At 43.4% G+C, this 23,377-nt stretch carries 18 protein-coding genes; 16 read left to right on the top strand and 2 right to left on the bottom strand.

What is annotated here, in order from left to right:
• Positions 1-38: 38 nt before the first annotated feature.
• A complete protein-coding gene (locus tag RHS_RS12030) occupies positions 39-2,837 on the bottom strand; it encodes an ATP-binding protein (RefSeq protein ID WP_044297347.1) in 2,799 nt (932 codons plus the stop codon).
• Positions 2,838-3,057: 220 nt separating this feature from the next.
• Between RHS_RS12030 and RHS_RS12025 the strand changes: the two genes are divergently transcribed.
• The 4 genes from RHS_RS12025 (at position 3,058) to RHS_RS12010 (ending at position 8,021) form a co-directional block, all read left to right on the top strand.
• Positions 3,058-4,455 (top strand): L-fucose/L-arabinose isomerase family protein, encoded by a 1,398-nt coding sequence (locus RHS_RS12025; RefSeq protein ID WP_047833307.1) that lies wholly within the window; start codon positions 3,058-3,060, stop codon positions 4,453-4,455.
• Between the two features lie 16 nt (positions 4,456-4,471).
• Positions 4,472-5,965: an L-fuculokinase gene (locus tag RHS_RS12020; protein WP_047833306.1), complete on the top strand. Its 1,494-nt coding sequence runs from the start codon at positions 4,472-4,474 to the stop codon at positions 5,963-5,965.
• A gap of 111 nt (positions 5,966-6,076) precedes the next feature.
• Positions 6,077-7,006: a ketose-bisphosphate aldolase gene (locus RHS_RS12015; protein WP_047833305.1), complete on the top strand. Its 930-nt coding sequence runs from the start codon at positions 6,077-6,079 to the stop codon at positions 7,004-7,006.
• A gap of 163 nt (positions 7,007-7,169) precedes the next feature.
• Positions 7,170-8,021, top strand: a complete 852-nt coding sequence (locus RHS_RS12010; RefSeq protein ID WP_395022180.1) for a PocR ligand-binding domain-containing protein — start codon at positions 7,170-7,172, stop codon at positions 8,019-8,021.
• A 109-nt stretch (positions 8,022-8,130) separates the two neighbouring features.
• Here the strand turns inward: RHS_RS12010 and RHS_RS12005 are convergent, their stop codons facing one another.
• Positions 8,131-10,392, bottom strand: a complete 2,262-nt coding sequence (locus RHS_RS12005) for an extracellular solute-binding protein (protein ID WP_047833303.1) — start codon at positions 10,390-10,392, stop codon at positions 8,131-8,133.
• Positions 10,393-10,714: 322 nt separating this feature from the next.
• On the opposite strand from RHS_RS12005, the gene RHS_RS12000 reads away from it, so the two are divergent.
• The 12 genes from RHS_RS12000 to RHS_RS30880 all read left to right on the top strand — a co-directional run bounded on the left by RHS_RS12000 (position 10,715) and on the right by RHS_RS30880 (position 23,360).
• Entirely contained in the window at positions 10,715-11,836 is a 1,122-nt protein-coding gene (locus tag RHS_RS12000; protein ID WP_047833302.1) for a sugar ABC transporter substrate-binding protein, read from the top strand.
• An 83-nt stretch (positions 11,837-11,919) separates the two neighbouring features.
• A complete protein-coding gene (locus RHS_RS11995; RefSeq protein ID WP_047833301.1) occupies positions 11,920-14,031 on the top strand; it encodes a glycoside hydrolase family 20 zincin-like fold domain-containing protein in 2,112 nt (703 codons plus the stop codon).
• A 16-nt stretch (positions 14,032-14,047) separates the two neighbouring features.
• Positions 14,048-15,571, top strand: a complete 1,524-nt coding sequence (locus tag RHS_RS11990; protein ID WP_395022175.1) for a sugar ABC transporter ATP-binding protein — start codon at positions 14,048-14,050, stop codon at positions 15,569-15,571.
• Positions 15,564-16,529: an ABC transporter permease gene (locus RHS_RS11985; protein WP_052377591.1), complete on the top strand. Its 966-nt coding sequence runs from the start codon at positions 15,564-15,566 to the stop codon at positions 16,527-16,529. Before RHS_RS11990 ends, RHS_RS11985 begins: the two co-directional genes overlap by 8 nt.
• A 57-nt stretch (positions 16,530-16,586) precedes the next feature.
• Positions 16,587-16,976, top strand: coding sequence for an L-rhamnose mutarotase (locus RHS_RS11980; RefSeq protein WP_242881458.1), 390 nt, complete (start codon positions 16,587-16,589; stop codon positions 16,974-16,976).
• 93 nt (positions 16,977-17,069) lie between these two features.
• Positions 17,070-17,432 (top strand): sensory rhodopsin transducer, encoded by a 363-nt coding sequence (locus RHS_RS11975; protein WP_395022172.1) that lies wholly within the window; start codon positions 17,070-17,072, stop codon positions 17,430-17,432.
• A 73-nt stretch (positions 17,433-17,505) separates the two neighbouring features.
• Positions 17,506-18,684 carry a Xaa-Pro peptidase family protein gene (locus tag RHS_RS11970; RefSeq protein ID WP_047833300.1) on the top strand — a complete coding sequence of 393 codons (1,179 nt, stop codon included), beginning with the start codon at positions 17,506-17,508 and terminating at the stop codon, positions 18,682-18,684.
• A gap of 98 nt (positions 18,685-18,782) precedes the next feature.
• Positions 18,783-19,520, top strand: a complete 738-nt coding sequence (locus RHS_RS11965; protein ID WP_047833299.1) for a creatininase family protein — start codon at positions 18,783-18,785, stop codon at positions 19,518-19,520.
• Between the two features lie 104 nt (positions 19,521-19,624).
• A complete protein-coding gene (locus RHS_RS11960; protein ID WP_047833298.1) occupies positions 19,625-20,209 on the top strand; it encodes a maltose acetyltransferase domain-containing protein in 585 nt (194 codons plus the stop codon).
• A 438-nt stretch (positions 20,210-20,647) separates the two neighbouring features.
• Positions 20,648-20,944 (top strand): DUF6110 family protein, encoded by a 297-nt coding sequence (locus tag RHS_RS11955; RefSeq protein ID WP_027291912.1) that lies wholly within the window; start codon positions 20,648-20,650, stop codon positions 20,942-20,944.
• A 167-nt stretch (positions 20,945-21,111) separates the two neighbouring features.
• On the top strand, positions 21,112-23,187 hold the full coding sequence (locus tag RHS_RS11945) for a heavy metal translocating P-type ATPase (RefSeq protein WP_047833296.1): 2,076 nt from the start codon (positions 21,112-21,114) through the stop codon (positions 23,185-23,187).
• 71 nt (positions 23,188-23,258) lie between these two features.
• Positions 23,259-23,360: a sigma factor gene (locus tag RHS_RS30880; protein WP_276327272.1), complete on the top strand. Its 102-nt coding sequence runs from the start codon at positions 23,259-23,261 to the stop codon at positions 23,358-23,360.
• Positions 23,361-23,377 lie beyond the last annotated feature (17 nt).

The following is a 23,377-nucleotide window of genomic DNA, read 5'->3' as shown; positions in this document are numbered from 1 at the left end:
AAATGGAAGCGCTCAATTTTCTGAGTGCTTCCATTTTGTTATTTTAAAATTTCACCTAATACGTGGAACAGGTGGTTGACATCGATTGGCTTCGGTACAAAGTGATTCATTCCGGCGGCATATGCCGCATCCATGTCTTCCTTGAAAGAATTGGCGGTCATGGCTATGATTGGGATATTTTTCCCGTCAGGATGTTCGCTTGCCCGGATTTCTCTGGCGGCATCCAGACCATTTTTAACAGGCATCTGAATATCCATAAGTATGCACTGGTAATATCCCGCTGGATTATTTTCAAACAGGTCTACGGCCTCCTGCCCGTTCTGGGCACGCTGCACAGCAGCACCCTGCATTTCCAAAAGCTCTGAAGCAATTTCAGCATTCAGATCATTGTCTTCTGCCAGAAGAACCCGAAAGGCTGTCAGGTCGGTCTGTGTAAGCGTTTCCGGCTCATCCGTCTGTTGCTGGGGCTTTACTGCACAGACCGGGAGCTCCAGGGTAAAAGAAAATTCAGATCCCTTTCCCGGAGTACTTTCTGCCGTTAAATTACCGCCCATTAATTCCACGATGGTCCGGCTGATGGGAAGACCTAATCCGGTACCGGAACTCTTAGAAACAGAGGTTCCCGCCTGTTCAAATGCTGAAAAAATCCGCTCTATTTCATCTTCCGGAATTCCGATCCCGGTATCCTGTACAGAAAAACGGACGCAGGCATTTGTCTCTGAATGTGACAGCTCCTGGGCATCCAGACGGATGCTGCCGCCCGGCGGGGTAAATTTCAGGGCATTGGACATGAGATTTGTCAGCACCTGTTTCAGACGGATCACATCACCGGTAAACCAATCATGGGCGAGTTGATATTGAAAGCAGCAATTCAGTCCCTTTTGCTCAGCCTGGGACTGAATCATGCTTTCCAGTTCATTCAGCATCATGGATAAAGAAAAATCCTCCGAAGATAGAACCATTTTTCCGTTTTCAATTTTTGACATATCCAGGATGTCATTGATCAGAGCCAGCAGGTAGTGGGACGAGGACTGTATTTTTTGAAGATAATTCGCTATTGCGGGAGTCACTTCATCGGACATACTGGCGAGGTTTGACAAACCGACAATGGCATTCATGGGTGTACGGATCTCATGTGACATTTTGGAGAGAAAACCGCTCTTAGCACGATTTGCTGCTTCCGCCTTCTGCAGTTCATTCCTCATCAGGGTATTTCTGACCCGGGAGCGGACAATAATCATTAAAATGGCTACCAGCAACAGCAGGAATACGGTGATTGTTAAAATAAACGCCAGCGGATTGGAGTATACCAGTGCGGACAATGTAATATTATTATACCCAAGAGAAACCATATTCCGGTTGGTAATTGTCGTTTTATCCTCAGTGGTTATATTGCTGATGGATTTATTCAATATTGTCAGCAATGTAGGTGAAATCGGTTTGGCAAGGGCAAAAGCTGCTTTTGTTTTCGTAGTGTTTGTCGTTAGTATAGTGATGTTTTGAAATCCGCCCGACTGCAGATCTCTTTCCATGCCTGCAGACAAACCGTATATAAAATCGGCATCTCCTTTGTTGACCGCTTTGATTCCCTCCAGCGTTGTAGGATAGATCTTGATCTTATCTGCATTAATGGAGGCGGGAAGCGTTCTCCCGTCTAAAACAGCGGCAGTTAAACCATCCGAGGGATAGCTTGCGAATTTATTCTTAATAATGATATTGCTCATAGAAGAATAGGAAGCAGTGAGTGCTAATCCTTTTTCTGATGCAGTTGAATCAGAATCCAGGAAACATCCAAGCATATCCGCTTTTTTGTCCTGGACCAGACGAATGGAGTCTTCGTAATTATCTGCAAAAACAAATTCAAAAGAGAGACCGGATTCTTCTTCGATTTTCTTGAGAAATTCGGGAACAACACCGTTATGATCGCTCTCATCCTCCAGACAGTATAAGGGATGCCACTGGGAAATAGCGGCAACCCGAATCGGTTCTGCCTGACGGATGTAATCTTCTTCTTCTGGTGTAAAGTTAAGTTTTGTATCAGCAATGCCGGTAAAGTTCGTTTCATAGAGATCCTGGGCAAAATTGGGATTCGCATTCAGAATATAACCCATTGCCTGATTGAGTTCATCCAGAATATCCTGTTTTCCATGGGTGGTAACAATATACATGGGCTGTGCCTGAAAGCTGGTCGCGACCCGGAATGTACCATCCGCTTCCAGATCATTGCCAAGAAGAAGATCTACTTTTCCCTCTGCCAGAAGGTAATGAAGCGAATCATTCTTCATATCTGCATTAGAATAATACCGCAGTTTACAGGTAATGCCATTGAGATCCAGATATCTTTGCAGTCTTTCTATTTTATCCGCTGCTTTCTCAAATACACCGATTGTTTTTCCGTTTAAGGTCTGAATATCATAACTTCGGATACTGGTATCATCTTTCCTGGCAAAAAGTACGGCATGGTTATAACCAATGTTGTATTCGGGATAATCAAACCAATCCTCATAGCTTTCGTCATAGAACATACCGCCCATCAGATCAAGCTCGCCCGTTGTAATGCGGTTCATCAGATCAGAGCCGTCGCCCTCGACAAATTCATATTCCCAGTTGGTATATTTTGAAATTTCATTTAAGAAATCTGCTACCTGGCCTATACGGTTTCCCTTCACATCCGTTTCAGATAATCCCCTGGTCGTGGGGTATGCGACTTTTAGTACCCGGCGGGGTGCGGGGGCGCTGGAAGTGCTGCCGGCAGACACGTAAAGTGTTGGGGACACGGTGCAAAATAGCAGGATAAGTGCCAGGCTAAAGGCAAAGCATCTGGTATATGGTTTCATAAAGTTTTCCTTCCATACAATATATTTACGAGAATTTTGTCAAATTAGTACTAATGATATTATATTATTAAATAAATGGAATAACAAGCCTGAATATAGAAAAAACAAAATGCTGCGATTCTGGACGAATTTACAGTTTTTCGTACATACATCTCTATTATTATTGGAAAAAATCTTATATGATTAAAATATCAATAAAAAATAAGGAGGTATCAGGGAAATGAAACAATTGACATTTGCGCTGTATTTTGCCAACAGAGGGTTTTTCCCGGAGACATTAATTGCGGGAGCCAGAAAGGAAATGGCAGAGGCTGTTACAAATGCTGGATTTCAGTATCTGATCCCGGATGAAGAGATGACCAGATATGGAGCGGTTGAGACCAGGTCAGAAGGGAAACGCTATGCAGCCTGGCTTAAAAGCCATGAAGGGGAATATGATGGGGTGATTATGTGCCTGCCTAATTTTGGGGATGAAAATGGAGGAGTTGCAGCGATACAGGACGCGGGAGTTCCAATCCTGCTTCATGCATACCCCGATGAAATCGGAAAAATGGATTTTGAGCACAGAAGAGATTCCTATTGCGGGAAGTTCAGTTTTGCAGATGTGTTCCACCAATATGGAATCCCCTTCACCATGCTTGAGCCTCATGTAGTACATCCGCTGTCCAAAACATTTGCTGATAATCTGCGTGATTTTGCAGGAATCTGCCGGATTGTAAATGGCATGAAACGCTTTTCTATTGGTGCCATTGGAGCCAGGACAAGTAAATTTAAAACGGTACGTTTTGATGAGATCACACTTCAGAAATATGGGATAACAGTGGAAACCTTTGATCTGTCTGAACTTATTTTTAAAGTGCAGAATATGGATGAAAGCGACAGCCGGGTGACTGAGAAGGTGGAAAGCCTGGTTGCTTATACGGATTTCAGTTGTGTGCCGGCAGATAAAACCGTGGTACTTGCAAAGGTGAGTATTGTAATAGATGAATATATTGCGGACTATGACCTGGACTGCATTGCCCTGCGCTGCTGGGACGAGATGCATGAAATCCTTGGTATTGCACCCTGTGTACTGCTGAGTGAATTAAATGACAGGGGAATTGTGGCATCCTGTGAAATAGATCTCTGCTCTGCGATTAATATGTATGCAATGCAGCTGGCATCCGGGAGGCCTACAACTGTGTTAGACTGGAACAATAATTACACAGACGATCCGGATAAGGTAATTCTGTTCCATTGCGGTCCCGTTGCACAGAGCCTGATGACGGAAAAAGGTACTGTGACCGACCACAAAATGTTTGCTAAAGGTAACCCGGGATGCGGGTGGGGCAGCAACGAAGGACGGATAAAAGCATTTCCGATGACTTATTCCAATTGTAAAACGGAGAACGGAAAACTAACCGTGTATGCCGGAGAAGGGAAGTTTACGGAAGACCCCATAGAAGATGGGTATTTTGGCTGCGGCGGGGTAGCGGTTATTGAAAATTTACAGCCTAAATTAATTCAATTGGGGCAAAATGGATACCGTCACCATACTGCTGTTGGAATGGGACACATGAAGAAGATTCTTAAGGAAGCATTTATCCGCTATCTGGGTTATGACTGGATGGAAATTTAGGATTGGAGGGATCATAATGGCAATTGGAGGGCTGGATATTGGAACAACAGGCTGTAAACTCACGGTTTATGATAATCAGGGAACATACCGGTATAAAGCATACCGGGATTATCCCTCCTCCAGAGGAGGGGAAGTACAGGAGATCCGTGTGGAATACATATGGAAGTCCGTTCGGGAGGTCATCCGGGAAGCAGCAGAACATTGCCCGGATATTCAGGGGGTCGGTGTCACCAGCTTTGGAGAGACCTTTGTGCTGTTAGATGAGAACGATACTCCGCTGGCACCTTGTATGCTTTACACAGATCCCAGGGGAGATGCGGAGTGCAGGGAATTGACGGAGAAGCTGGAAGAGAAGTATATAGCGGATATTACCGGGCTGAAACCACATTGTATGTACAGTATTTCGAAACTGATGTGGGTGCGGAAACACCGGCCGGATATTTATAACCGGACTGCCAGGATTCTGCTTATGGAAGATTATATTATCTATATGTTAACTGGGAATCCTCAGATCGATTACTCGATTGCGTCCCGAACCATGGCATTTGATATCCGGAAATTATGCTGGAGCCGGGAAATATTAAAAGCAGCGCAGATTAAGGAAAAGCTGCTTTCCAAAACAGTTCCCACAGGAACCTGTGCAGGTACCGTAAAAACTGCGGTTGCAGGGGATTTGGGACTTTCTGGGGAAACAATAATCGTGTCTGTCAGCCATGACCAGGTGGCTGCGGCAATCGGATCCCGTGTTTTCGGTGATGCTGCGGCAGTTGACGGGGCAGGCACCGTAGAGTGTATTACCCCTGTGTTTACCGGAATACCTAAAAACGATGTGCTGTATCAGGGAAGCTATGCCATTGTTCCTTATGTGTTTCCGGGAAAATATCTCTGTTATGCATTTTCTTTTACCGGAGGAGCACTGGTGAAATGGTATATTGATAATCTTGCAAAGTATGAAAAGACATTGGCTGACCGGGAAAAATCCTCTGTTTATGAAGTGCTGGAAAGCAATATGCAAGATGGGCCAACGGGAATTCTGGTACTTCCCCATTTTGCCGGAGCTGCCACCCCCTACATGGATTCCGGATCCAAAGGGGCAATTACAGGGCTGACTGCCGCACACAATGTATCGGACCTGTACCGGGCAATGCTGGAAGGAGTGGTCTATGAAATGAGGCTGAATATGGAGGAACTGGCAAAGGCGGGAATCGTCATAAAGAAACTGAAAGCTGTGGGCGGCGGTGCGAATTCAAGGGTCTGGATGCAGATGAAAGCGGACATTTTAGGAGTTCCTATCGTATCGCTGGGATCCAGCGAGGCAGGAGCAGCCGGAAGCGCAATGCTGACCGGGATTGCCTGCAATATATTTGGGGATCTGGAAGAGGCGGCTGAGGCGATGGTAAAGGAATTAGAGACATATTACCCCAGGCAGGAACAAAGGGAGGCATATGAACAGTATTATCAAAAATACAGACAGCTCTATCCGTCTGTCCGGCATTTAATGGGGCAGTAAAAGTAAGGTAAATATGACATTTCACCGGAACCGGGAAATTGTTATCCGGATGGAATAACATATGCGGTTAGAATATGTAATGAAAGTAAGCAGAACAAGAGGAGGAATATTGTGTTAGTATCATTAAAGGAAATACTTAGGCTTGCCCAGGCGAGAAAATGTGCCATAGGTTCGTTTAATACACCGAACCTGGAGAGTATCATAGCTGTGATCAGAGGGGCTGAAGAACTGGACGTTCCGGTAATTATCATGCACGCGGAAATCCATGAGGAGATGATGCCTATTTCATTGATTGGACCAATCATGATCAGGTGTGCCACAGAAGCAAAGGTGCCGGTATGTGTACATTTAGACCACGGAACCAGTTTGAGCTATTTATATAAGGCGCTGGATATCGGCTTCACATCCATTATGTACGATGGATCTGCCTTAAGCTATGAGGAAAATGTTGCAAATACCTGTATTGCAGTAGAAATGGCAAAGCGGACAGGAGCCTCTGTTGAAGCAGAAATTGGTGTCCTTGGAAAACGGGAACTGGGTCTGGGACATGAATCCAATCACGATGACCAGGCAGAAGAAGTTTATACAGATCCGGAAGACGCAGGACGGTTTGTGAGGGAGACAAAGATAGATGCACTTGCATGTTCCTTTGGAACTGCTCATGGATTGTATTTGAAAAAGCCGAAGCTGGATATGAATGTACTGGACCGGGTCAGGGCAAGAGTTGATATTCCTCTTGTAATGCACGGCGGGTCCGGTGTCAGCGAAGAGGATTATAAGACGGTAATACAAAAAGGGATTCGGAAAGTGAACTACTATACCTATATGGCAAAAGCCGGAGGGGAGGAAGTAGAGGGACAATTTGGATTTAAAAAGATGCCCTTTGTAAATGGGGGTGTAAAATATAATCTCTATTATGCAACTGTGGAAGAAGGCCGGGAAAAGCCGGTGTATTACCATGAAATTGTGCAATGGGGAATCGATGCAATGAAGGGTAATGTGAAGTCAGCCTTGGAGGTTTTTAGCGGTAAAAAACATTAGGTATTATCAATTGTGTACCGGAATGAATTCTCTCTGCAGTTTAATTCTTGCAGTTCTCTTGTTTATTTGGTACTATGAAATTAAGATTTTAAGGAGATAACCGATTACGTGAACGGATAACCCAGTGCGGGCCAGTAAATATGATCAAACAGAGGACAAGCCGATGAATCTTAATCTAGACAATAAAAAACTAAAAGAATTAATGAAAGATTTCTATACCTTAACCGATATCAAAATGGTTCTGTTTGACAGTGATTACCATGAGATACTTTCCTATCCAACCGGGCATTGTGAGTTCTGTGCAATTATGCATGGAAATCCGGTAACCCGGAAGCATTGCATCGAATGTAATCAGAATTCTTTTGATTACTGCAGGCGTAACAGCGAGCTTATGGTGTATGAATGTCATGCCGGATTGATTGAGGCAGCGGCACCGCTAAAGGATAACGGTATTATCATCGGATACGTTATGTTTGGGCAGATTAGCGATATTAGCAGCAGAGAGGAACTTTTTACTAACCTACGTAATGTCTGTGAAAAATATCAGATTTATCAGCCCGGTTACGAAGAGGCATTTTCAAAAATTAAGTATAAGAGCCGCGAACAGATTCTGGCAGCGGCTAAGATTCTGGAAGCCTGTACGTTTTATGTTTTATTGAAAGAAATGATCTTTATGGAAAAGGAACAGTTCTTACATAAATTAAATCTCTATATAATGGGACATATCTCGGAAGATATCTCGGTAAAAGATTTGTGTAATGTGTTTAAAGTCAGCCGCAGCCGGTTGTATGAAGCTGCAAAGCAATATCTGGGAGTGGGAATTGCGGAGTACATTAAGCAGAAAAGGATTGAGGCGGCTAAAGATTATTTGAAAAACTCCGGCGATCCCATCACCGAGATATCCGAAAAAGCGGGATTCTCCGACTATAATTATTTTTGCAGGGTTTTTAAAAAGACGGTGGGTATGCCTGCAAAGAAATATCGAAAAATATATCAGCAGGATGTAACGGATTAAGCGAAAAAGGATCTTTCCATGGAGTCATGGAGAGATCCTTTTTTCGGGTGCGCGCCTGGCGGAGCACGTTTATAATGAGAGATTTGTAAATGGCCTATTTGTATCTGGCCTATTTGTATCTGGCGGCCAGTATTTCAAGCTCACTGTGGGTTCGTGTAATTGCCTCCTGTACTTCAATCTTTTCATCCAGCAACGGATAGATCCATTTGCAGACAATGGAATCTATCTCTTTTTGCGAAAGAATGGTATCATTTTTGGACTTTGGGGGAAGCGTTGGTTTGGTGTATTTATAGGTGGAGTGATACAGCGGCAGCCAGGGGTATAGCTTTATTAATTCATCATTTGTATAGGTGGAGGTAATGGCGGATTGCCCGCCCAGCAGGGTTAAATAATTGGCGACCTGTTCATCACAGGTCCACTTCAGAAACTGAAATGCTTCTTTCTTTTTATGGGAGTAACTGGATATTCCAAGTCCCCAGCCACCTAATAAGGGACTTCTGCCTGGTATGTGATGATAGCCAATCGACCCGATCATGCTGCTTTTTCGCAGATCTACTACATCGGTTAAAAATGAGGGGTAGGTAATCAGCATTGCAGTATCTCCTTTTAGGAAATCTTCTACGGCTACCACATCCGTCGCAGTACGGTAGTTGGGCTTTGCGCATTTTACGGAACGAATCAGGTTAATATAAGCCTTCAGTGACTGGGCAGAGTCCAGACATACATTCCCCCTGGAATCAAATAAGCTGCCGCCGTATGCCCGCAGCCGCATATAGATTTCAGGGGACAGGCATTCGTCATAGGCAGCAGGAATGGTAATTCCATAGTCAATTACGTTTGTCTCGGAAGTGAAATATTCTGCGATGGTATTAAATTCCTTTAAAGTCAGCGGAGGCCGGAGGGTAATATTATTCTTTCGTTCATATGCAGATTTCAGCGTTAAGTTTTCAAATAAATCTTTCCGGTAATAAAAAATCTGGGGAGCATACATGTATGGAATACCATAGTACCTATGGTTAAAACTGCTAAAATACTGCAGGCAGTCCGGAAAAAATATATCCAGGTCAAAGGAGGACAGTTCTTCGGTAATATCCTCCAGAATATGAAAGCTTGCCAGGGTGGAAAGCCAGGGTAAATCATACATGATAACATCGTATACCTGATCTTCCGGCATTTTGTCAATATCCAGTATGGTTTCATAGAGATTATGGTGTGGCAATATGGTAATCTCTGCATGGATGCCGGTCAGATTTTCAAAATTCTTAAGCAGCCCCTCTAATACGTGAATCTGGGGAGTGTCCAGCATTAAAATCCGGATCACGGTTTTTTCGGAACCATCCATAGGGGGCTTTTCTTCGATTGTTTTACAGTTGCAAAAAGACAGCCTGTTTTCCAATGCTGGATTTTTTAAAATGATCTTCTCTGTTTCTTTTGTAAAAGGGGCGCTTAACTGCTCAAATAAAAGAGAGGAAGCAGTCTGTCCCAGCTTCAGGGCAGGGCGGGCAGCAGACATGGATGCAAAAGAATGTGTATGGAGATTCCAATGTTCTTCACCTAAGGAGAGGACCGGAATTTCCTGTTTGTTGAATCCCAGAATATTTAAGCCTTCAATAATCCCGGTTGCAATGGATTCGGAAGTAGCAATAATTGTCTCCGGTTTTTCTTTTTTAAAAATATTAATGGTTTTACGGAAAGCATCTTCCTTGCTGGCGGCTGTTGTAATAATAGCATCGGGATTTAAGGGAAGCTCTGTTTCTGCAAATGCAGCCTTAAACCCTTCTATACAGTTGCTTTCACAGGTATATTGTTCCGGACCGCTCATAAGAAAAATATTTTTATACTGATGATCTATCAGATTCCTGGTCATATAATGGACTATGGAATAATTGTCAAAAGAAACAAAATTGGCATCCAGGCTGTGGATATTACGGTCAATCAGAACAATGGGTTTCTGGGCAGAGGTAAAGTGCTCGTAGTAGAATTTCCAGTTGTCCGGCTGGCAGGATACCAGAATCAATCCGCAAATCTGCTTTTTTAAAAAATTATTAACAATGGTTTTTTCAAAGTCCGGGATATCATAGGAAAAAGATAAGTTAATATAATAACCTGTATTTTGAAAAAAGTTCTCAATCCCCTGAAAAAGCTGAACATAATAGGAGTCATTAAAGTTGGGCAGGATTACCCCGATATCCGTATAAGTATTTGATTTCAGGTTTTTGGCGGGCAGATTCTGGGAATATTGTAAAATCTCCACGGCTTCTTTAATTTTAGCGCTGACAGCCTTGCTGACGGGCTTTGTATTGTTTAGATAATTTGACACAGTGGCAATAGAAACACCTGCAAGTTTCGCAACGTCTTTGATGGTAGCCATATCTGTAAACCTCCCTTTACATCATAATATAATCAATAATATTGTTCATGTTCAAAAGTAAAGCCAGTGCCTTGTAATTGAAAATATATCAAAGCATTATGGTACAGCATCAGTCCTTACAAGGTAAAGTATAAATATAAAAATAGCATACAAAGGAATTTTTGTAAAGCAGAGTGAAACGTTTAAATAAAATTGATTAAAAATTTAAATGAAAATATTGACTATTATGTGCAATAACATTAAAATGAAGATGTCAAACACACAATCTTTCGTCAAGATGACGAAGAAAAAACATTTTACAAATGGAGAAGGAGGAATACAAATGAAAAAGGCAATTGCATTACTTATGGGGTTAACAATGGCTGCAAGTATGATGGCTGGGTGTGGGGCAGATCAGAAAACAACAGGAACGACGGCTGCTGAAACAAAAACAGAAGCTGGAACTGCAGCCGCCGCCGGGGAAACCCAGGCGAAGGAAACAAAAACAGGGGATAAAAATGCAGCCGGTGAAAAAAAGAAATTAAAAATAGGCGTATCGATTATGGAGCTGACGGCGTACACCTGGTATCAGGGGGTAATTGATGGCTGTAAGCAATGGCTTAAGGAGAATGGGGATAAAGATAACGTGGAAATCGACTTTACTTTTGAAGATTCCAGGTCTGATGTGCAGACAATGCTGACCAATGTTGAAAACATGGTTGCATCGAAATGTGACGGCATTATTTTATTCCCGGCGGACGCATCTTCAGCAATTCCTACAATGAAACAGTATGTGGGTGAGGGGATACCTTTTGTAGTAGGAGATTATGCACAGGATGTAAAGTCAGACAGCGATGTGGTCTGGTCTACATTTGTAGGGCATGATATGAAAGCTCTGGGAGAAAAAGCCGGACAGGAGGCCGTAAAGTATTTAGATACGCTGGAGAAAAAAGATCCCACGTGCCTGTTTATATCACGCCCCACTTCCGGGCAGGTATCCCAGGACCGTTTTGAAGGGTTCAAATCAGCAGTTCTGGCGGCATACCCAGACGCAAACGTTATAGAAGAAGGGGATACCGGAGCAGGAAACCGTGATTCCGCACAGACGCTTATGGAAAACGTTCTCCAACGAGAGGCAGCCATCGATGTAGTTTGCGGACACAATGATGCAGAAGTGGTAGGAGCTTACAATGCAGCTGTGGCACAGGGCAGGGAAGAAATAAAGTTTATCGGTATTGCCGGAGATATAGATGTACTTGGCTGGATAGAAAAAGGCAATGACAAATGGCTGGCAGAAGTGCTTCAGGATCCCGTAGTCCTGGGGTATCAGGCAACAGATGCCATGTACCGGGTATTGGTAAATAATGAAAAGCTGCCGGAAAAATATGAGTTGCCGGAACCGGATGCTATTACAAAAGACAATATTGGTGATTATGACTGGAAAAACTGGTCCTGGCTGGGATAAATGTACAGCATCATAAATGAATAGTAACGAATGGCGGGAGTAGCAGCCGCCATTCGTGTCAAAGGACGAGGAGGTTCAAGATTATGATTCATTTACTGCCGCAACCGAGGAATTTGGTTGAATTGGAAGGAACGACGAAGGAATTTTCCAGTATCAGAATCGCGCAGGAAGGGAACAGAGAATCTGCAGCAGACGTATTGGAAATTACAAAATTAAGATTTTGGAACTATCCGGAAATTAATATTTCTCAGGGAGAAAGAGTAGAAGAAGGGGAATTAAGGATTCGAATTATCCGCACATTAGGCAATTTTGAGGCGGAAACCAATGACAGGGAATTGTTCCGCACCCAGGGGTATGTATTGGAAATCGGCGAAGAGGGCATCACGCTGTATTACGAAGAGAAAGAAGGATATATCCACGGTATTACTACGGTGAAACAATTGACAGCCAGGGGTTTAAATGGGGGATTCCGGCTACCATGCTGCAGTATCCTGGATTATCCTTTGATACCGGTCAGAGCAGTAGCCCAGACATTTTCCTGGTATGCGGGCTACGGGCGGATCGGGTTTGACAGCCAGCTATGGGGGTATGAAGAATGGGCAGAATACCTGAATATCTGTCTGGATAATAAAATTAACCAGCTGAATCTGGTCTTGTATGGATACTGGCCGTTTGATCTGCCGGGATATGAAGAAACGGTGTTTCAAAATGTGCCCGTGAAAATATGGAATGCCGAAAACCGGAGATGGCTGACGGTTCGTTATTCACATCCGAATCTGGAAGAACCATTTCTGGAGCGTTTTACGGCACTGGCACATAAGCTGGGAGTGAAGATATTTGCCTATGTGGGACTGAATTCTTATAATGGCGCCTATACCATTAAGCATACTCAGGCAAGGATGAAACCGCCGGTAACAGGTGAATTTTTAAATGATTTTGATTCTCTGTGCTTAAGTTATCCCGGAACGGTGGATTATATCGTGGAATCCATGCGCCAGATTGCCAGAACCGGGTTTGACGGATTTACCCTGGAGGAAAGTGAAGAAGGCTTCTGGTACTGTGAATGTGAAACCTGCAAAAAGAGATGGCATAAGGGAACGGCTTCGCCTGGCGAAGCAAAACACAAGGCAAATATGTGGCTTTTAAATAAGATTTATCAGGCTGTACGGGAAATTAATCCGGAGGCAGTAATTGGAATCCGTGCCTTCAGGCAGCCGCCGCTGGAAAAGGATCCTGCATTTTTAAAAACCTGTGTGGAATCCATGCCGGAGGATATCATGCTGTTTTGGGCTCCGGGTCTGTATGTGCCGGAGGCTGAATTTACGAAGTGGTGTGAAGTCTTTGGCAGAGACCGGATCTGGGGGCGGGATACGGAAGCAAATTCCATCACTTCCACCATGGGGCGCCTGTACCGTACGTTTCAGTCCAATGTAATCCGGTATGAGGATGAAGCAAATGAACAGGTAATTGAGACAGATATCCGGCAGCACCGGGGCAGTGTTAAAATGAGGGTTCACGGTATTAACGGATTTATGTTTGAATGGTATGGCCTGTGCATGCATCTGTTTGCCCACGGCAATTATGGCTGGGGATCCGATATGGAAGAAGAGGCATTTTATAAACTGGCATGTGAGATTAATTTCGGAGAATTAGGGGATACCGTTCTCTATGTAATGAAAAATATGGTCACGGTTCATGAGAGTCAGATTCCACTCTATACCACTCCATTTCCATTCCAGAAAAATAAGATGACTCAGGCAGATATTCCAGCCTTAATGGCGGCAAAAGGAAACCATGAAAACCTAATGGGTAAAATCAGATATCTGCAGGAACAGGCAAAACACAATCCCAAAATGTGCTGCTGGCTGCCTCATTTTGACAAATGGGAAAATGCTCAGCGCCGAAATGCAGTGATAATAGAAATGGTTCTAAAGGCACTTGCTTATGAGGAAGCAAAACAGCCAGTCATTAGGGAGCAGCTCCTGGATGAAATATTATATCTCAATGAACGGGATTTTGATATTGCAAAAGAAATGTTTTTTGATCTGAATCCGGTAGCGGAAACGGGAGTAAAGAGCTGCATGTTCCCATATCACGAAATAAAAAGACTGATACATAATATCAGACACCCGGAAGCACCGGACACAGATATTATCTGCTCCGGGGTGGAAGCGCTTGGATGGCTATGGTTATAGTAAAGGAGTTGGTAAGATGGAGGATAAAAAAACAGAGGCTACACCACTGGTTCAAATAAAAAACTGTACCATGGAATTTCCGGGAGTAAAGGCTTTGTCTGAAGTGAATTTTACACTGATGCCGGGAGAGTGCCACGCTCTGGTTGGAGAAAATGGCGCAGGGAAATCTACACTGTCAAAATGTATTACCGGCGAGAACAGGATGACAAAGGGCGAACTTTTCGTGAAAGGGGAGCATATTAAGATACCTTCATACAGTGTTAAGGAATCACAGAGCAAAGGAATTGCCATTGTACACCAGGAATTTACCCTGATGGAAGATATGAATGGTGTGGAAAATATATTTGTGGGAAGGTATAAAAGGAAACATGGGTTCATTGATTGGAAAGCCCTGGAAGAACGTGCCGGGGAATTGATGGATTTCCTGCAATGTGAGGTTGACCTTCATGTGCCGGTTAGAAGGCTTCGGACGGCGCAGCAGCAGATTATCCAGTTAGCCAAAGCAATGCTTGAAAATCCGCAGATAATCGTTTTTGATGAGCTGACTGCCGTGCTGCAGGAAAAGGATATCCAGAATATTTTCAGAATCATTGGTATTTTAAAAAGCAGAGGAATCGGAATTATATATATTTCACACCGGCTGGACGAAGTATTTGCCTGCTGTGATTCTTATACGGTATTATGTGACGGCCGATTCATCCATTCCGGGCAGGTAAAAGATATTGATAATGCAAAGCTTGTGAAAATGATTATCGGCAGGGAATTGACAAATGTTTATCCAAAGCTGAATGAAGATCTGGGAGAAGTAATTCTTGAAGTGAAAGACCTGTCGGCACCGAAAGCTTTTCATAATATCAATATGGAAGTCCGTGCAGGAGAGGTTGTGGGGCTGGCAGGGCTGCTGGGTGCCGGTAAAACGGAACTGGTACAGGCAATTTTCGGCAGCCACCCCGTGACAAAGGGTGAGGTACTGATTAAAGGAAAGCCTGTGAAAATCAGGAGCCCGCTTCAGGCTATGAAAATGGGAATGGGACTGGTGCCGGATGAAAGGCGGACCCTTGGCCTGAATATGAAATTTAATATCAAAGATAATACCACATTAGCTTCTATGCAATTATTTAAGAAAATGAAAATCTTCCAAAATCATGAAGAAGAGCTGAAGGCATCCTATGAAATAAATGAGAAAATGAATCTAAACTATTATTCCTTATGGCAGAATGTAAAAAAGCTGTCGGGCGGCAATCAGCAGAAAATAGTCATTGCCAAATGGCTGCTGCGGGATACGGAAATCTTCCTTTTGGATGAACCGACCAGAGGAATTGATATCGGTGCAAAATTTGAAATTTACCAGCTGATCCATGAACTCACAAGGCAGAACAAAGCCGTTATTCTGGTGTCGCCTGAGATGGAAGAACTTCTGGGGCTTTGCAACAGAATCTATATCATGTATGAAGGTGAAATGAAAGATATGGTGGAAGGCAAGCGAAAGACACAGGAAGTGATTATCAATAATTTGTTAGGAGTGAAAACGGATGAATGATTATAAAGTAAAATCAAAGAGATATACCAAAGGAATGAAGACTCTGCTGAATGACTGGATGATTGCATTTTTATTTATAGCACTGTTTGCCCTGTGCTGTTTAAACAGTGATTTTCGTACCACAACAAACATCATGAATGTTCTTCGTCAGGCTTCCTTTGTGGCAATCATAGCTATGGGAGAATTTTTTGTCATATTAATTGGTGAAATGGATATGTCCATTTCTTCTACGATTGGTATGGTATCCATTTTTTTTGCTGGATTTACAGTGAACATGGGACTTCCCATCTGGCTGTCATTTTTACTGGTTGTACTTATTGCGATCGTGGTGGGTGTGGTGAACGGGTGTCTGGTGGTATATGGAAAGATGCCATCGTTCATTGCCACCCTGGTTATTATGAATATGTTAAAAGGAATTAACTATATTTATTCCGACGGATTGCCCATTTCGGGTTTGTCCGATGAATTCGGGCAGATGGCATTGGGGAAACTGGGAATCGTACCCTATGCTGTAATTCTTATGATAGTGGTCGCCGTAATTTTAAATGTTTTCACGGCCCATACCGCCATTGGGCGCAGCTTTTTCGCAGTGGGAGGTAATAAGGAAGCATCCAGATTAAGCGGATTGAACGTAAACTTTATTGCAATCCTGGCATTTGTGATGTGCGCAATCCTTACCACGATCGGAGCGCTGGGACTGACATCTAAGACCTTATCAGGCAATGTTACCCTGGGGGATAACCTGCTCTTTGATGTTATGACCATCTGCGTGCTGGGAGGAACCTCACTTACCGGTGGACGTGGAAGAGTTTTTGGTATTGTCATTGGGGCGCTGTTCTTACAGGTCATTTCCAACATTATGGTTCTGATGGGAATTAATACATATTGGCAGTGGGTAGTCAAAGGAATTATCCTGGTTGTTGTGGTACTGATTGATTCTTTCTCAAAGAAGGAATAGTACTTACAATTAGAAGTGGGTAGAAAGAAAATTTTAATATAGAAAGGAAGCCACCATGTGATTCTTTCAGCCTGTATTATTGTGGCAGTATTGCAGCCAATCCTGCAATATGGATATAAAAAAATGAAGATATTCGGACAGATTGGACGTTTAAAGAAAGACAAGATAGCAGAGTACCAATCACTGCACGCAAATGTCTGGAAGGAAGTAAGCCGGGTGATCCATTCCTGTAATATCAGGAACTATTCCATCTTTGTCCAGGACGATCTGGTGTTTTCCTATTTTGAATATACCGGCAGTGACTATGAAAAAGATATGGCGCTTATGGAAGCAGATGAGGTAACAAAGAGGTGGTGGACTCATACGAAGCCCTGCTTTGAAAAATGTGCATTTTCTGCTGACAGTGAATTTTATCATGATATGAAACAAATTTATTATCTGGTATAGCGTTCTTGGAATTACAAATCACAATATTTAAATAGCGCATCACGTTGTTGAAATTACAAATGCTAAACTGGAATAGTGAAAGGAGAAGTCAAAATGAGTTATGGAAAAAAGGTTTGGGTCTTTCCTGATGCAGAGCTTCCTCCGGAAGGGTTGAACACAATTCCGGGACATGAATCAGTAATCATTACGAATACAGGACAGTCGGATGCCCACGTTACAATTACGCTGTTATATACGGACAGCCCGCCGGTAAAGGACATTCATGTTACTGTTGAGGGCCAGAGGGTACGCTGCCTTCGGACAAATGAAACTAAGGACTTTGGACCGCATACCGCCCGCTTTGAACAGCAGTATGCCATCTTGCTGGAAAGTGACGTACCAATAGTGGCGCAGTATGGGAGGGCAGAACCACGGCAGGTAAGCTTTTATACTACGACTGGATACTGCTGTGATTGATGGTTTTTAATGAACCTATCATAAAATATATAAAAAATTAAATTAAAATAAAGCATAAAATGGAGGATAAAATATGAACAGACATGGAGCAATCTGTATTCCCGATCAGGAATACAAAGAAAGAGCACAAAAAGCAGGGAAGATTATCAGCAGAGAAGGGCTGGACGTACTGATTGTCAATTCAAATGAGGCAGACTATGCAAATGGAAGATACTTTTCCGGTTTCTGGCCGTTGTTTGAACGGTGCGGCGTAGCGATTACCCCGGACGGGGATGCTGCTTTGATGGTAGGTCCCGAAAGCCGCCATTTTGCCGCTGACCGTTCCAGAATCGATAAAATTTTCATTTTAAAAGAATACCGGGAAGGTGCAGATCCTGCATATCCGGAACTGAAGGCAGATACCTATCAGGATGTATTTAAGGCGCTGCAGATAACCGGAAAAAAATTGCGTATCGGCGTGGCAAGTTATTTAGATACATCCGTTATAATAATGGAAGGAATCAAAACAGCATTTCCGGAGGCGGAAATTGTGAGGGCAGACCATATTATGGTGGAGCTTCGTTCGATTAAATCTATGAACGAAATAAATTGCCTGCGGGAAGGATACCGTATAGCAGAACTGGCAACCCAGCATGTAATTAATGAAATTAAACCGGGAATGACCGAATTGCAGATGGTAGGAGTTGCCCAACGGGTAGTATATGAACATGGGGCAGAATACGAAGGATTGCCTATGTATGTTTTTTCAGAGGCATCTACCCGCCACGCAATTTCAAGGTCTTCGTATCGTCAGTTTGAAAAAGGAGATATCGTACAGCTTAATTTATCAGCAAAGATTGACGGATATTCTGCAGCAATCGGTTACCCCATTGTCCTTGGAAAGTTAGAAGGTCGCAGAAGAGAAGTGGTCATGTTTGGATTAGAAGCGCATAGGTGGACGGTTCAGCAGGTGAAAGCAGGCGTGACTGCATCCGATATTGCAAAGAATTTTTATCAGTATTTTACAGACAACGGCTACAAAGAAAATTTTGTATATGGTCCTCTGCATGGTACTGGAATGATTGAAGTTGAGGCACCGTGGGTAGAAACAATATCGGATTATGCATTACAGCCCAATATGACATTTCAGGCAGATACCTTTATTTCTACAGACACCTTTGGAATACGTTGGGAAAAAGGAATTGCGGTTACGGAGAACGGCTGTGACATACTGTCACCGGAGATTGGAAAACTGTATGAGCTGGAATTCTGACGCGGCAGGTCACATTTTTAAACAGGCTCTTGCGCTCTAAAATAAACCGACAGACTGCAGAATTTGTAGGTTAACAGAAAGAAAGGAATGAAAAAACGATGCAAATGGTAGATCTAATGTTTCAGGAACTTCAGGATGCGAAGGAAAGAAAGGTACCGTTTATTATCCCAATCGGTACTATCGAGTATCATGGGCTGCACGCCAGCAATGGTACGGATACCATGGTTATAAATGGTGTTATGCGGGAACTGGAAAAGAAAAAAGAAATTGTCCTTTGCCCGCCTGTCTGGTATGGGGTGGCAAGCTGGGCAGTAGCAGGTCCCGAAAGCGGAACAATCCATGTTGATGTGGACGTCTATGAAAATTATATTTATTGTATCCTAAAATCGATGATTTATGGGGGCGTTAAAAATATTTATTGTGTGGCTCACCACCAGACGGAGGAAGCCGGGCTAATGCCAATGACACTGGCATGCCATAAGGCTGCGAAAAAAGTCATCATGGAATATATGGAGGAAACCAGAGGAAAAGGATGGTGGGGAAGTAATGACTATGCCGACTATTATCAGAACCTGGGTTCTGGGGATGATCCCTTCTCCTATATCAAGGTGATTCCGCTTCTGAGCGCTGAGGCACAGAAAAAGTGCGGAGGGTTTGACCATGCGGGTAAATATGAATCCAGCCTGATGTACGCGCTGTATCCGAACCACGTAAATCTGGAAAAAACCAAAGAAAATACGGAGTGGTTCGCACTGAATTCCGTGGAAACCAGTAAAGAACTGGGCGATCATATGGTGCAGTGTGCGTTGGAAGCACTGGAGAAAATAATCCGGTAAGAGAGCTAGGTGTGAAAGAAAATCGCTTTCACACTGCTGATTGGGAATAGCGCAAGCCCGCTTGCGCTATTGCGGGGTATAAAAATGTAGGTTTGGAGGAACGTATGACAGAAAGAGAAAAAGCGGCAGCAGGTATTTTATATGATGCTCAGAATGATGAAGAAGTAACAGCCAACCGGGTAAAATGCCAGAACCTCTGTTATGAATATAATCAGATTCCCCACGGAGATATTCAGGCAAGGGAGGTGTTTATCCCTAAAATTGTACACAAAATCGGAAAGAATTTTGTAGTCGAACAGCCCTTCCGGTGTGATATGGGATTCAATATTGAGATCGGAGATGATTTCCTGTCCAATTATAATCTTATCATATTGGATGGTGCCAAAGTGGAGATAGGTAATCATGTAATGATAGCGCCCAATTGCGGCATTTATGCTGCTGGGCATCCATTTGACGCACAATTGCGAGGCAGCGGGCTGGAGTATGCATGGCCTGTTAAAATAGGAGATAATGTCTGGATTGGCGGACATGTATGCATCCTGGGAGGTGTTACGATCGGCGAAGGAACAGTAATCGCCGCTGGAAGTGTTGTTACGAAAGATATTCCGCCTAATGTCCTGGCTGGAGGAAATCCCTGCCGGGTAATAAGGGAAATATCGCCGGCAGATGATGACAAGTACCGGGGGTAGATGCCCCGGGAAGTGGGGGGGTGTTTATAAAAGACGCTTAAAAACTGTGTGCCGTAGTACCCGGGTATCAGACAGATTTTCAAAATATGTATAGAAATGCCGTTCAGAAGTTACATAAACTGAGCGGCATTTACAAAATTTACCATTAATGATAAGGTTTATCAATAGAAGCGGAAAGTGTTGACTTCAACTCTGAGACTGGTAAAATAACAAATAAAAAGGATTAGAGCCTGTTAGAAATTCATTGCATCAATTGCGTGTCCCAGAGCCATTTCTGCCTTATACCGGGCCGACATCTTGATACAAGTAATTGAAACACGCTCCAAAAGGGTGGTAAAAATGAAACAACATAAGTTTTGGGCAGGCGCCATGGTGTTCTGTTTAATCATGGTTTTTTACACAGGTCATAAGCACAAATAACTAAGGAGATGATATGAGATGGATGTGAATTGGAAAAAAATTGCAACATTTGCAGGTGGAGTACTATTCGGTACTGCAGGAGTTAAGGTATTGGCAAGTAAAGATGCCAAGAAAGTTTATACAAATTGTACAGCAGCAGTTCTGCGTGCCAAAGACTGCGTTATGAAGACCACAACAAAGGTTCAGGAAAACGCAGAAGATATACTGGCAGAAGCAAAGGAAATCAACCGTGTTCGTGAAGAAGAGGCAGATGCCTGTTGTGAATGTGAAGATTCCGGAGCAGAAGAAAGTAAAGAAAATCAGGAATGTGAATAAGGGTAAGCCTGCGGTGAAATATTTCGCAGGCTTTTATGATTGGAAGAATCATTCTGGAGCATGTCTTAAAACTGCTTGGACCTGGCTGGTTGCAGCCTGTAAAGTCGACAGACCGGGTGCAATTTTTTTAAAACACGCTCTAATACACAGGAAACGAGGAATAGACGATGAATTTTGTGATTAAACATGACATTCCCGGCAGGATGCGTATTCATATAAAGCAGAATACTATGACGCTGGGGGAAGCAGACCTGCTGCTGTACTACCTTTCTTCCCTGCCCCAGGTAAAAGAAGCAAAGGTATATAACCGAACATCAGATGCGGTTATCTGTTATGAGGGAAAACGCCGGGAGCTGTTAACAGCAGTGAAAGATTTCCGGTATGATCTGGAAGAGGCAGAAGCCCTGGTTCCCGAGCATACGGGGCGGGCTCTTAACCAGAAATACCAGGAGAAACTGGTCAATAAGGTGGCACTTCGGGCAATAACCCAGATTTTTTTACCGGCACCGGTAAAAGTCCTCTATACCGCAGTGATGTCCATTAAATATATTATAAAAGGCGTAAAAAGCCTCTGGAAAAGAAAGCTGAAGGTGGAAGTTCTGGATGCGGCGGCTATTGCGGTGTCCATTTTAAGAAAAGACTTTGGAACTGCCGGATCGGTAATGTTTCTGCTGGGGGTAGGAGAAATCCTGGAAGAATGGACACGTAAAAAATCCCTGGATGATCTTGCAAGAAGCATGTCTTTGAACATTGAGAAGGTCTGGTTAAATCAGGGAGAGACAGAAGTATTAGTACCCATTTCCCAGGTCCATGAAGGTGATCTGGTGACAGTCCATATGGGAAGTCTGATTCCTCTGGACGGTATGGTTGCATATGGGGAATCCATGGTAAATCAGGCATCCCTGACAGGAGAATCCATGCCGGTAAAAAAAGAAAGCGGATCAACCGTCTATGCAGGTACTGTTGTAGAAGAAGGAGAAATCACAATCCGGGTTAAGCAGGCAGCAGGGGCTACCAGATATGAGAAAATTGTTACTATGATTGAAGAATCAGAGAAGCTGAAATCTTCTGTGGAGGGAAAAGCATCTAATCTTGCAAACGTACTGGTTCCATACAGTCTGGGAGGAACGGTGATCACTTATCTGATCACCCGGAATGTGTCAAAGGCACTGTCCATCCTGATGGTGGATTTCTCCTGTGCTTTAAAGCTGGCTATGCCCATATCAGTACTGTCTGCCATGAGGGAAGCAGGGAATCACCACATCACGGTGAAAGGTGGGAAATATCTGGAAGCTGCGGCTGAGGCAGATACCATTGTGTTTGATAAAACAGGAACTTTAACCAAAGCGAAACCTGTGGTGGCGGATATCATTACGTTTGGTGGGCGAGACCAGAATGAGATGTTGAGAATTGCGGCATGTCTGGAAGAGCACTTTCCCCATTCCATGGCAAATGCTGTGATACAGGAGGCGAAGAAAAGAAATCTGACCCATGAGGAGATGCATACAAAAGTAGAATATATTGTGGCACATGGAATCGCTTCTTATATTAATGGAGAAAAAGTCCTGATCGGAAGCAGCCATTTTGTTTTTGAAGATGAAAAAAGCAGCATCTTGCCGGAGGAACTGGAAAAGTTTGACGCAAGGCCGGATCAATATTCCCACTTATATCTTGCGATTGCCGGAGAGCTGGCGGCAATTATATGTATTGAAGATCCTCTTCGGGAAGAAGCAAAAGCTGTTGTAGGCGCTTTGAGAAGCTCCGGATTTAAGAGAATTGTAATGATGACAGGGGATAGTGAACGGACTGCCAAAGCCATTGCAAAGGCGGTGGGAGTTGATGAATATTATTCCGAAGTATTGCCGGAAGATAAAGCAGATTTTGTACAAAAGGTCAAAACAGATGGTCATAAAGTGATCATGATAGGGGACGGAATCAATGATTCTCCGGCATTATCCGCAGCAGACGTGGGAATCGCAATCAGTGAAGGTGCGGCTTTGGCAAGAGAGATTGCCGACATCACAATTTCCGCGGATGATCTGTGGGAACTGGTGACGTTAAAGATGATCAGTAAGGGATTGATGAAAAGAATTAACTGGAATTACCGAAGTGTGATTGGATTTAATCTGGGACTTATTGTGCTGGGAGTAACCGGGGTGCTGGCACCTGCCACATCTGCACTTTTGCATAATACTTCCACATTGTTGATCAGTTTGAAAAGTATGACAAACGTATTGGAATAAACAACCCCAAAACAACACAGAAATAATCGGAAATAACAAGGAAACAACTCGGAGCGGGAACAAATCAATATTTGCTGAGTCTGTGCCATGATAAGGCATTAGCGGAAGAAATTACCCAGGAAGCTTTTTTTAAGGCGATGCAGAATATTCACCGATTTGAAGGTGAGTTATAGATGAAAAGACTGGAACA

This window comes from Robinsoniella sp. RHS (assembly GCF_001029355.1).
GTDB lineage: Bacteria > Bacillota > Clostridia > Lachnospirales > Lachnospiraceae > Robinsoniella > Robinsoniella peoriensis.
Note: the sequence above shows the minus strand (reverse complement) of the source record. Positions and strands in the feature narration are given on the sequence as shown.

What these genes read in the sequence shown, in the direction of transcription:
- RHS_RS12000 (WP_047833302.1), top strand. Translation starts at nt 10,715, where the DNA reads ATGAAAAAGGCAATTGCATTACTTATGGGGTTAACAATGGCTGCAAGT.
- RHS_RS12025 (WP_047833307.1), top strand. Translation starts at nt 3,058, where the DNA reads ATGAAACAATTGACATTTGCGCTGTATTTTGCCAACAGAGGGTTTTTC.
- RHS_RS11990 (WP_395022175.1), top strand. Translation starts at nt 14,048, where the DNA reads ATGGAGGATAAAAAAACAGAGGCTACACCACTGGTTCAAATAAAAAAC.
- RHS_RS11985 (WP_052377591.1), top strand. Translation starts at nt 15,564, where the DNA reads ATGAATGATTATAAAGTAAAATCAAAGAGATATACCAAAGGAATGAAG.
- RHS_RS11975 (WP_395022172.1), top strand. Translation starts at nt 17,070, where the DNA reads ATGAGTTATGGAAAAAAGGTTTGGGTCTTTCCTGATGCAGAGCTTCCT.
- RHS_RS11955 (WP_027291912.1), top strand. Translation starts at nt 20,648, where the DNA reads ATGGATGTGAATTGGAAAAAAATTGCAACATTTGCAGGTGGAGTACTA.
- RHS_RS11960 (WP_047833298.1), top strand. Translation starts at nt 19,625, where the DNA reads ATGACAGAAAGAGAAAAAGCGGCAGCAGGTATTTTATATGATGCTCAG.
- RHS_RS12020 (WP_047833306.1), top strand. Translation starts at nt 4,472, where the DNA reads ATGGCAATTGGAGGGCTGGATATTGGAACAACAGGCTGTAAACTCACG.
- RHS_RS12005 (WP_047833303.1), bottom strand. Translation starts at nt 10,392, where the DNA reads ATGGCTACCATCAAAGACGTTGCGAAACTTGCAGGTGTTTCTATTGCC.
- RHS_RS11995 (WP_047833301.1), top strand. Translation starts at nt 11,920, where the DNA reads ATGATTCATTTACTGCCGCAACCGAGGAATTTGGTTGAATTGGAAGGA.
- RHS_RS12010 (WP_395022180.1), top strand. Translation starts at nt 7,170, where the DNA reads ATGAATCTTAATCTAGACAATAAAAAACTAAAAGAATTAATGAAAGAT.
- RHS_RS11945 (WP_047833296.1), top strand. Translation starts at nt 21,112, where the DNA reads ATGAATTTTGTGATTAAACATGACATTCCCGGCAGGATGCGTATTCAT.
- RHS_RS12030 (WP_044297347.1), bottom strand. Translation starts at nt 2,837, where the DNA reads ATGAAACCATATACCAGATGCTTTGCCTTTAGCCTGGCACTTATCCTG.
- RHS_RS11970 (WP_047833300.1), top strand. Translation starts at nt 17,506, where the DNA reads ATGAACAGACATGGAGCAATCTGTATTCCCGATCAGGAATACAAAGAA.
- RHS_RS11965 (WP_047833299.1), top strand. Translation starts at nt 18,783, where the DNA reads ATGCAAATGGTAGATCTAATGTTTCAGGAACTTCAGGATGCGAAGGAA.